A 7,714-nucleotide genomic window follows, 5' to 3' on the forward strand; every position below is an offset into this window, starting at 1 on the left:
ATAGGCTTTGCTTTATCTCGCAGCTTGTCTCCTGCGTTTTTGAAATCAGCTACATTGAACATATCAGATAAATATGCTACAATAAGACCATAATTTAAAACTATGGTTCGGGTCATTTAGAGATTGCAGTCTCTGGTGGCTTTTTCTTTATGAAAGAGATTGCCTTTGGGTAATCTCTTTTTTTATTGTCTATAGAATACTCCTTTCTATTTCCAATGTAAAGCTATTATGTAAAAAATCTCCTTTCAACAATTTGGTACACTATTCTCTTATTCTCTTAAGAGAATAAGCTCCTATTCCCTTTTTCTCTTTTTACACTATTCTCTTATTCTCCTATTCTCTTTTTCTCCTTTTAAAATTATTATTGTTGCTGTAATAGTATTATACCAATGTTTATTCTCTTATTCTCCTATTCTCTTTTTCTCTTAGGATATTAAGAGACTATTCTCCTTTTATCTTTTTCTCTTTTTACACTAATCTCTTATTCTCCTTTTAATAAAAAAGTATAAAGGAGATTTATTACATTTTAGTTTACTTTTAAATAAAATTGACTTACTATATGTTTAATGGAGGTGTCTAAATGACGTATACAATAATTAATGCTCAACAAAAGGGTGGCGTAGGTAAGACAACAGATACAGTAATGGAAGCAATAGTCGCTGCAACTATCTTTGGTAAAAAAGTGTTAGTCGTTGATACGGATTTGCAGGGAAACGCAACTCAGTTTTTATCTAAAACCTTTGGAAATCCTGAAATTCCCAATACACTAATGGCTTGTTTAGAAAAAGAAGATTTATCGCGAGGAATTGTACACCTAGCTCCAAAAATAGATTTAATCGGGTGCGACTATGATATGCGTAACTATACTGAATTTCTAGACAAAAAATTCAAATCACTGAAAGACAAAACTTTCTATCTTAAAAACCTTTTAGATCAGGTCAAAGATAACTACGATTTTATTTTTATTGATGTCCCACCTTCTACTGATATCAAAGTCGACAATGCAATGGTTTGCGCAGATTATGTAATCGTCATTCAAGAAACCCAACAATTCGCTTTCGATGGTTCTAAACGACTAATTCTTACATATTTACAAACTTTAGTTAACGACTTTGGTAATATGATTAATGTTCAAGTTGCTGGAGTCTTACCAGTTCTTTTACAAGCACGTAGACCTTTACAGCAAAAAATTGTCGATGAAACTATAAAATACTTTGGTCGTGACAATGTATTTAATAACATTATTAACAACCACGCTAGATTAGAGTGGTATACCGCACAGGGAGTCCAATTTGAAGACTTCCATGACAAACGAATCTTTGCATTATATGCAGATATATTCAAAGAGTTATTATTACGCATTAAATCCTTTGAAGAAACTGGTGACGTTGTAGATTTTAAATATGAACATGAATTTATTAATAGCAATAGGCTCACTGAAAAGGGAAAGGGGCTAACGCTTAATGGCTTTACTCAAACGAGATAATAATGTCCAACCAAATATTAAAAATACCGCAGATGTTAGTAGAGACCTTTCAATAAAAAAAGAGTACAAGGCTAATGAGCGAAAGACCATTAAGGTTGATCCACCTGTATATGATTTAATTAAAAGTATGTCTGTGGTTACTGATACAAAAATGTACGATCTAGTTAATCAAATGTGTGAAACTTACTTGGACAACAACGTCTCTCAGCGACAAAAAGAAACAATTCTTCTTATGCTAAAACAGAACGAAAAATAAACTTTAATAAAAAAGATGAGCTATTCTTACAAACTCAAAAACCATAATATAGATAGTTAAAGGACACTAACAATTAAGCTAATGCCCTTTTTGTCTGTCTTTATACTCTTGCAACACTGTCGGTATTATGTAGTTTAAGTCGGGCCTGAGTGCCCGACTTTTTACGAAGATGGAGATTAAATGATTAAAAACGACCAACCAAAGGATAAAATTATTGATGTGGCTCGCAAACTGTTTGCTAGTCGCGGTTTTGAGGCAACGACGACACGAATGATTAATAAAGCGGCAGGGATTTCGGAGGGCGCACTTTACTACCACTTTCCACATGGTAAACAGGAAATTTTGGATACAATTGTTCAGCAGGGAATTGAAAGTCGGGTTAGTTTACTAACGGTATCACTAACAAATTCGACAACTGTCACTGGTATCGAAACTCAAATGATGACATTATTCGATCAGCTATGGCAAGCATTCCAAAGTGAAACCAGCTATCAATCGTTCATTATTACAATTCGTGAACGAATGCTGTTGTCTGATGAGCAATCTCACTGGTTGATTGACGCGATTCAACAAATTCAGGCGCGATTATCTCAAGCCTTTCAAAATATCGAGAAACTGGCACTTAATGACAGCCAAGCTGCCGATAACCTTGCGATGATTGTGATGTCGATTTTTCAGAAGGTACTGTATGATGAATTGTTGATTAAAAATCAGCGGCGATTGAGTGCCGATGTGCGGGAACGGGTTCGCCAACAGATTCACTTTTTGCTAGCACCGATTCAAACAACTACAAATTAAAAAACGTCCTTCCTCGATTTGATTCGGGGAGGGACGTTTTGATTAGAAAGCGGATAAGAATTAGAAATCGTAGTCGCTGTTATCCATGGCTTCGGCATTACCCATTAGATAGCCAGCACCAACTTGGGAGAAGAAATCGTGGTTCGCCGTTTCGGTTGAAATGCCGTTCATCACAATCGGGTTGATATCTTCAATTTCGGCATGGGGGAAGCGGGATTCAAAGCCCATGTTTTGAAGGGCTTTGTTGGCGTTGTAGTGAACAAATTGTTTCACGTCTTCGGCTAAACCAATTGGCGCGTAAACTTCTTCAGTGAATGCAAATTCGTTTTCGAGGAGATCATCGAGTAAATCATTCATCCATTTTTTGAATGTTTTTTGTTCAGCTTCTGGCAGCTCGTTATAGCCTAGTTGGAACTTGTAGCCGAGGTAGGTGCCATGGACGGATTCGTCACGGATCACCAGCTTGATGACCTCGGAAAGGTTGGAGAGCTTATTGTTACCGCGGTACCAAAGTGGGGTAAAGAAGTTGGTGTAGTACAAAATTCCTTCGAGAAAGACACTTGCGACCTTCTTTTCAAGGTTGTTTCCTGTTTGGTAAATGTCATTGATCCGTTTGGCTTTGTACTGCATTCGGGGATTATTGTTCATCCAATTGAAGACTTCGTCAACAGTGGCTTGATCGTTCAAAGAGGTCAAAATAGTGCCGTAACTCTTGGCATGAATTGACTCCATCATCAAAAAGTCATTGATGACTGCCGCTTCCTTCCGTGTCCGAACGTCGGGCCGCATGACGTCGACGCCTTCTTCGGATTGGAGTGTGTCCAGCAAGGCTAATCCCCCGACAACTCGGTTGATGACTGACTTTTCGGTGTCAGGAAGTGTCCGCCAGTCGCGTAAATCATTAGAAACGGGCACCCGTGTATCTAACCAGTATTGTGCCGTTGCTTTATCCCATACATATTCGTCAAATTCGTCTTCGATGATGTCCCAGTTAATTGTTTTATAGTTCATTAGTTGAATGCTCCTTAGAAATCGTAGTCGTCGTCGGTCATTTCTTCAGTGTCCGATTCGTTGTTTGCTGCCATCACCTGTTGCAAGAATTGATCTTGGTCGATCATCAATTTCTTGAGCTGCGCCACTAGTGGAGATGGCTGAACCTCGTAGCTAGCATCGAAACCAAGTGATGTTAGTGCATGATTGGCACCATAGTAGGCCAAATTGATGGCTTCGGTGGCATCTTCAAGGTTAGCTTCTAGGAAATCTTTTTCGGTTTGCATGAGTTGATCAAACTGGGTGTTAATCCAATGCTGCAGTTCGGCTTGGTCACTTGACGCGAGGTCTTCAAACCCAAGGTGAAATTTGTAGCCGACATAGGCACTAAAGATGGCACTTCCACGAAGAATATTGGCCAACATTTGGTAGGTATTGACGAGAGAATGGGTTTGAAGGGTTGTCCAATATTTACCAAATGAAAGGCCAGTTTCGGTCAAAATGAAAAGGGCTTTTTTTTGTAAAGCCGTGCCATTAGTGCTCGTTTGAGCGAGTTGGTCTATTTCAGCTTGCAGATCGGTATTATTGTCTGCCCAAGTGAAATTTGCGCCACCATTGCCTGGAATCAGGGCCCGGAAAATGGTCGTGTAACTCTTAGCATGGACTGATTTCATGAAGGTAATGGTATTTAATACGGATTCTTCTTGTTGGGTTCGCCGATCATGGCGAATGGCAGGAGTGCCGACCTCTGATTGGTAGACGGCTAACATCGATGCACCTGCCAACATGCGGGTAATGGCCTGTTGTTGAGTGTCTGCTAGCTGTTGCAAAGCTGGTTGATCATTCGTGACGGGAATCCGAATGTCCAACCAAAAGTTAGTGGTGAGTTGTTCCCACGTGTATTTATCGAAATTATCTTTAATGTCATCCCAGTTAATTGCTTTGTAGTATAAATAGTCCATCGTTATTTGTTCGTCTCCTTAGTTAGGATTCACAGGTGTACGGGCACCGTGATCCAATAACGTGTTGTCGGTGGGTTAAACGGGCGCTAACCCTGAATACATTCCCTAGATCATGCATGACTCGCATTCATTTGCGGTTTTGATTTCGTCGTCTTCTGTGAATGTTCGGATGTAATAAAGTGACTTGATGCCCTTGGTCCAGGCGTAATTCCGTAACCGGTTAAGGTCCCGGGTCGTCATCTTCAAGTTGTCATTGTCCTTCCACTCGTAAAGGTCGGGTTTCAAAACTGAACGCATGAACAGTGTCAGACTCATGCCTTGATCAATGTGTTTTTGCGCTACGGCATAGGTATCGATGATTTTGCGTTGGTCGATATCATATGCGGGCGTGTAGTAGGGCAAAGTTTCGTTAGACAGGTAGGGTGCCGGGTAGAAGATTGATCCCACTTTATTTTCCTGCCGTTGTTCTACTAATTGTGTGATTGGGTGAAGTGACGCACTTGTTTCATTGACGTACGAAATGGAACCATTCGGTGCCACGGCAAGTCGGTTACGATGGTAAAGACCATCCGCCATGACGGCCTGTTTGAGGGCCTCCCAGTCGGCAACAGATGGTAATTTAATGTTTTTGAAAACTTCTGCAACTTTAGTGCTCTTAAATTCAAAGTCGGCGTTCAGGTATTGATCAAAGTAACTACCGTCGGCGTATTTTGATTGCTCAAATTTGGCGAAGGTTTCGTGACGTTCGCGTGCAATTTGGTTACTCGTGACGAGTGAATAGTAGTTTAAGGCTAGGAAGTAAGCATCCGTAAATTCAAGGGCTTCAGGTGAGCCATATTCAATTTGGTGGCGTGCAAGGGCGGTATGCAGACCCATGGCACCCAATCCGATCGTATGGTAAAGTTCGTTACCATGTTTAACGGTTGGGACTTCCTTGACGTTGGTTGTATCGGTCACGAGGGTGAGCGCGCGAACGGCGACCGCAACCGAGCGACCAAAGTCTGGCGAATCAATCATATTCATAATATTAGTTGATCCGAGGTTACATGAAATATCGGTACCAATGGTCTTATACGATAGATCATCATCAAGTTCTGAGGGTTCCTGGGGCTGGAGAATTTCACTACAGAGATTACTCATAATAATTTTGCCATCGACGGGGTTCGTGCGGTTCGCCGTATCAATGTTCAAGATGTAAGGATACCCAGATTCTTGTTGGAGTTGAGAAATCTTTTGTTCTAGCTTCCGGGCGTTAAAGACCGATTTTTTGATGTTCGGGTTGGCAACCATGTTGTCATATTCCTTCGTGATATCAATGTAGGCAAATGGCGTGTGGTATTCGCGTTCAACGTCATAGGGACTAAAAAGATACATCGGTTCGTTAGTCTTGAGCAATTCATAGTATTTATCGGGAACGATCAGCCCGAGGGACAGGGTCTTTACCCGAATTTTTTCATCCGCGTTTTCTTTTTTGGTATCCAGAAAATGTAAAATATCGGGATGGAAAACGTTGAGATAGACAACCCCAGCACCGTTACGTTGACCAAGCTGGTTACTGTAACTAAATGAGTCCTCAAGTAACTTCATCACTGGTACAACCCCGGACGAGGCATTGGCAATTTTTTTGATAGGATCGCCTGAGGCACGGAGATTTGACAGGTTAACACCGACGCCACCGCCAATCCGTGATAGTTGAAGGGCGGAATTAACGCCACGGCCAATGGAGAGCATTGAATCGGCCATATCAATTAGGAAACACGACACCATTTCTCCGCGGCGCTTTTTCCCCGCGTTGAGGAAAGTGGGAGTGGCGGGCTGATAACGCTGTGAAATTAATTCATCGGCAACGTCATTAGCAAGTTGCTCATCACCGTTTGCAAGGTAGAGGGCATTGAAGACGACACGGTCGATAAAGCCTTCCAAGAATTGTTGTCCGTCGTTGGTTTTCATGGCGTACTGTGTGTAAAACTTGTACGCGCCGAGAAAGCTGCGGAAATGGAAGTGATGGTCTTTCATTCGGTCGAACAAGGACCGCACAAATTCGTGGGAATACTGATTCAGGATATCTGGATCAATGTAATCTTCGTTGACTAAGTAGTTTAATTTGGCATCCAATGAATCAAATTGTTTAGTCTTTGGTTCGACCGTCTCTTCAAAATAGGCCTTGAGGGCTTCTTGATCATAATATAGCGGAATTTCTCCGTCGACGGGGATGTTTACGAGGTTATTTAAGTAAAAATAGGTGTTTTCCATTTCTGGGGTGCTAGTTGCCATTAGGGACTACTCCTTTGTTGTTTGAGAACTGAATTGATCGCGATAGGTTAAGATTGCATCGGCGATGCGAGGAAAATCGTGTGCTGTGCCACGTAGTTCAAAATCGGTAATGTAGGGAAAACCGAAGCGCTCAGCGTACTGTTTAGCCGTGAGTGCAAACTGCTTATTAAAATTACGATTGCCGCTACCGATAATCCCGTAACAACGGCAATAATTATCTTCGTGTTCTAGGTAATCCCCCAAAATGGTGGTCAAGATTTCGGTGTAGCCGTTGTTAACTCCGTTACCGCCTTTAAGAAAGGCCGGCAGGAAGGCAACAAACGGTTGGTCGAGAGTGGTGAATTCGGGGTGTTCTTTAACGTTAATTGAATTAACTTGAATGTGGCGTTCTTCTTCAAAGTATTTTGTCAGTTTGCCAATAAAATATTTGGTATTACCGCTCAAACTGATGTAGAGAATATTTACAGGTTCCGTAGCGAATCATCGTCCTTTGTCTATATATAGTGTGACACAAATTATTGTAGCACAATATATAGTATTTGAATACCGACTTTCCCAAAATGAATCTATTGAATTGCTAAAATATGAATTAACATTATCATTTGATAATGACGATTAAACGGCTGGTACCGGGGATGATTAAATTACGGTGGTGGCCAAAAAAGACAATGAAAAATCGATTTGAAATAATGAGATTTCAAATCGACAATTTTTTAATCAAGTTTTATGAGTTTAGTTGGGTCAATGACGCATCAAAGCGTGCCAGATGACGCTTGCGAATTGAACGCCAGATAAATTAAGCGTGTCGTCGTTAATCAATCAGCCACTTGGCTAACTTTGGTTCGCGCCGTTGAAGCCACTTGGCTTCACGAAGTTAGTTTATGCCACCAGTTTGTTAAGGGGCGGTACGGCTATTGAGCGTGCTTCACTCGTCGGTGGTCATAATGG

The 7,714-nt window shown here is 41.2% G+C and carries 7 protein-coding genes and 1 pseudogene; 4 read left to right on the forward strand and 4 right to left on the reverse strand.

Features of this window, described 5'->3' with window-relative positions:
• Positions 1–580 precede the first annotated feature (580 nt).
• From prgP to FD50_RS01365, 3 genes are all read left to right on the forward strand, one after another.
• A complete protein-coding gene (gene prgP, locus FD50_RS01355) occupies positions 581–1,486 on the forward strand; it encodes a ParA superfamily DNA segregation protein PrgP (protein WP_056959734.1) in 906 nt (301 codons plus the stop codon).
• Entirely contained in the window at positions 1,464–1,742 is a 279-nt protein-coding gene (gene prgO / locus FD50_RS01360; RefSeq protein ID WP_054758076.1) for a DNA segregation protein PrgO, read from the forward strand. The genes prgP and prgO overlap by 23 nt, the downstream gene beginning before the upstream one ends.
• A gap of 180 nt (positions 1,743–1,922) precedes the next feature.
• Positions 1,923–2,540, forward strand: coding sequence for a TetR/AcrR family transcriptional regulator (locus FD50_RS01365; RefSeq protein ID WP_054758077.1), 618 nt, complete (start codon positions 1,923–1,925; stop codon positions 2,538–2,540).
• 60 nt (positions 2,541–2,600) lie between these two features.
• Here the strand turns inward: FD50_RS01365 and nrdF are convergent, their stop codons facing one another.
• From nrdF to FD50_RS01385, 4 genes are all read right to left on the reverse strand, one after another.
• Positions 2,601–3,551, reverse strand: coding sequence for a class 1b ribonucleoside-diphosphate reductase subunit beta (gene nrdF / locus FD50_RS01370; protein WP_056959736.1), 951 nt, complete (start codon positions 3,549–3,551; stop codon positions 2,601–2,603).
• Positions 3,552–3,565: 14 nt separating this feature from the next.
• Complete coding sequence (locus FD50_RS01375) at positions 3,566–4,492, reverse strand: ribonucleotide-diphosphate reductase subunit beta (RefSeq protein WP_054758078.1); 927 nt, start codon at positions 4,490–4,492, stop codon at positions 3,566–3,568.
• Positions 4,493–4,597: 105 nt separating this feature from the next.
• Positions 4,598–6,745 carry a class 1b ribonucleoside-diphosphate reductase subunit alpha gene (nrdE, locus tag FD50_RS01380; RefSeq protein WP_056959738.1) on the reverse strand — a complete coding sequence of 716 codons (2,148 nt, stop codon included), beginning with the start codon at positions 6,743–6,745 and terminating at the stop codon, positions 4,598–4,600.
• A 27-nt stretch (positions 6,746–6,772) separates the two neighbouring features.
• Complete coding sequence (locus tag FD50_RS01385) at positions 6,773–7,225, reverse strand: class Ib ribonucleoside-diphosphate reductase assembly flavoprotein NrdI (RefSeq protein WP_156653466.1); 453 nt, start codon at positions 7,223–7,225, stop codon at positions 6,773–6,775.
• A 394-nt stretch (positions 7,226–7,619) separates the two neighbouring features.
• Between FD50_RS01385 and FD50_RS12415 the strand changes: the two are divergent.
• A pseudogene (locus FD50_RS12415) lies at positions 7,620–7,714 on the forward strand (DNA repair protein); the annotation flags it as partial.

The sequence above is a fragment of the Liquorilactobacillus satsumensis DSM 16230 = JCM 12392 genome, assembly GCF_001435195.1.
In the GTDB taxonomy this organism is placed as follows: Bacteria; Bacillota; Bacilli; order Lactobacillales; family Lactobacillaceae; genus Liquorilactobacillus; species Liquorilactobacillus satsumensis.

Bases quoted from the DNA above. Each gene is read 5' to 3' on its own strand.
- nrdF (WP_056959736.1), bottom strand. From the start codon at position 3,551: ATGAACTATAAAACAATTAACTGGGACATCATCGAAGACGAATTTGAC.
- FD50_RS01375 (WP_054758078.1), bottom strand. From the start codon at position 4,492: ATGGACTATTTATACTACAAAGCAATTAACTGGGATGACATTAAAGAT.
- nrdE (WP_056959738.1), bottom strand. From the start codon at position 6,745: ATGGAAAACACCTATTTTTACTTAAATAACCTCGTAAACATCCCCGTC.
- prgP (WP_056959734.1), top strand. From the start codon at position 581: ATGACGTATACAATAATTAATGCTCAACAAAAGGGTGGCGTAGGTAAG.
- FD50_RS01365 (WP_054758077.1), top strand. From the start codon at position 1,923: ATGATTAAAAACGACCAACCAAAGGATAAAATTATTGATGTGGCTCGC.
- prgO (WP_054758076.1), top strand. From the start codon at position 1,464: ATGGCTTTACTCAAACGAGATAATAATGTCCAACCAAATATTAAAAAT.